The sequence below is a fragment of the Moorena sp. SIO3B2 genome, from assembly GCF_010692525.1.
In the GTDB taxonomy this organism is placed as follows: Bacteria; Cyanobacteriota; Cyanobacteriia; order Cyanobacteriales; family Coleofasciculaceae; genus Moorena; species Moorena producens.
Map to the genome: position 1 here is coordinate 1 of NZ_JAAHHE010000393.1, position 2,246 is coordinate 2,246.

Consider the following 2,246-nt stretch of genomic DNA (forward strand, 5'->3'; position numbering starts at 1 on the left):
GGTAATGGGTAATGGGTAATAATGGGTGATGGGTAATGGGTAATGAGTTCATTAGCTAGAAATTACACGCAAAATTTAACTTCACTAGCTGGAGCTTAATGAGATGGTTTTTGAGAAAAAAGGCTTTGCTCAACTGTTCGAGGCCATGCAGAGTCGCACTCCTGACACCCTAACGGATTTTCAAGAAGGCAGTGTGGTGCGCACTCTATACGAGTCCTTTGCTTGGGAACTCGCCCTCCTCTACGAGCAGATGCAACGGGTATATCTGTCTGGCTTTGTGGATACTGCCGAAGGCATTGACCTTGACAAAGTAGTTGCTATTTTAGGCATTAAGCGGGGAGAACCGGATTATGCTACCGGAAAAGTTACCTTTACGCGAGATATCGGCATTGATGAAGATATTTTTATTCCCAAAGGTACACTAGTTACCACGGAAGATACCCAGGAGTCTCCCAAAAAAGCCTACGAAACCATTGAAGAAGGCAAGATTTCCAAAGACCAAACCACTGCCCAGGTGAGAGTCCAGGCTCTACGACGGGGTAAAACAGAGGAAACTGAAGCTGAAACTATTGTGGTGATGCCTCAGCCAGTAGTAGGTGTCAAGTCAGTTAATAATCAAGAAACCCTCCGATTTACCGGTAAACTACAGGAGAGTGACGAACAACTGCGCCAAAGAGCCAAGCAAACCCTGCTGGCGACCAGTGGCGGTAATACTACCTCCATCCGGAATGCTCTGTTGAGTTTACCTGGGGTGCGGGAAGTGCAAGTTAGAGAAAACTTCCACTTTGCTAAGGGCAAGGTTAAGGTTACTAAGAGTGGCTCCCTTAGTGAAGAGCTTAAGGTTCCCAAAGGGACAACGATAAAACTCGAAATCTTAGGCACACAAACTAAAGACTATCACACCACTCAAGAGGTAATCCTCTCAGCAGGTGAAAATCAAGAGGTGGAAGTAGAGGTAGAGGCTGGGATTTCTGGAGCAGCTGGGGAAGCTCAGGCTAGTGCAACTTGGCAAGATTTAGAGGTTGATAGCGTAACTCTTACGGTTAGCAATGAGCAGGCTATTTCACGGCAAGACTTTGGGATTATTGAAATATTTGTTGATGGCATTGATTTTAGAGATCTTGAGAAAGTTAGTCAGCTCAAACAAGAAATTGACCGAGTTAAGGCAGCGGGAATCTACCCATTACTTAAACCGGCGACAGCAGTGAACGTTGATGGGGTATTCCAAATTGAACTCCAACCGGGACTGAAACTGTCTCCAGAGGAACGGCTACAGTTGGAAGAAAAGGTGCAGCAGACAATTATCTCCCATCTCAAAGACCAGAAAATGGGTCAACCCTTGCTCATCTCTCAACTCACGAGGAAGATACTAGGCTGTAACGGTGTCAATGATTTAGTTGATTTTACCCTCACCACCAGTATCCGTCATTCAAAAGGCATTGAACTGGCTCGCCAGCACTATCAATCCTCCGAAAGGCCAGTGAAACGGCTAGAGGTGGATATCTTAGAAAAGTTCACCCCCCACTCGGTTCGCGTTGCCTCAGAAATCAAACCCTTGTCTGTAGCCTTACAAATTAAGGCTCAAGCACTAGATGACCAGAAACAACAGGCAATTGAACAAGCGCTACAAAACTATTTTGCTGACTTCAAACCATCCCAGGCAGTGGTTAGGAGTGAGATTAAGGCAAGAATTGAAACAATCACCACCATCGAAGCAATCAAGTTAATTCCCTTCTTCTGGCAACCAGGGATTCCCTTGTATGACGACACCGTTAATGTCACGTTTGTGGAGCAGGCTCAGCTCAGTTCGGTATTTCTCTATGAGAGATTACTCACCATTACCGGAGCCTTGAAGCTGATTTTACCGGTTACAGTTACCCAACAAGAGAAGCAGCAAATTTACCAACAGGTTCGGGAGCAGGTTAGTGCTTATCTTGAGCAACTCCAACCGGAAGAAAATATTCAACTTGAGCAGCTAGTTGAACAGGCAAAAACCGTAGAATCAGTGCTAGATATTAATTGGAAACTGGAGGATTTTCATGTTCTGGATGAAGACAATAATGCTAAGGATATAATTGACCAAGAACAGTCGCAAATTCAGGTAAACAAATTTGAAAAAACTCAGTTAGCTGATGCTGATAATAAGTTTATCATTACCAGCGATATCCAGGTTGTTGATGTTGCGATCGCTACTTTAAACTTAAGGCTAACTCCGGCGGTTGCAGTTCCCGAAACTGTTGACCCAG

1 protein-coding gene is annotated in these 2,246 nt (G+C 44.7%); it reads left to right on the forward strand.

What is annotated here, in order from left to right:
* Positions 1-103 precede the first annotated feature (103 nt).
* Positions 104-2,246 (forward strand): baseplate J/gp47 family protein (locus tag F6K38_RS34425; protein ID WP_287359618.1); only part of this gene is annotated, 2,143 nt, incomplete at its 3' end.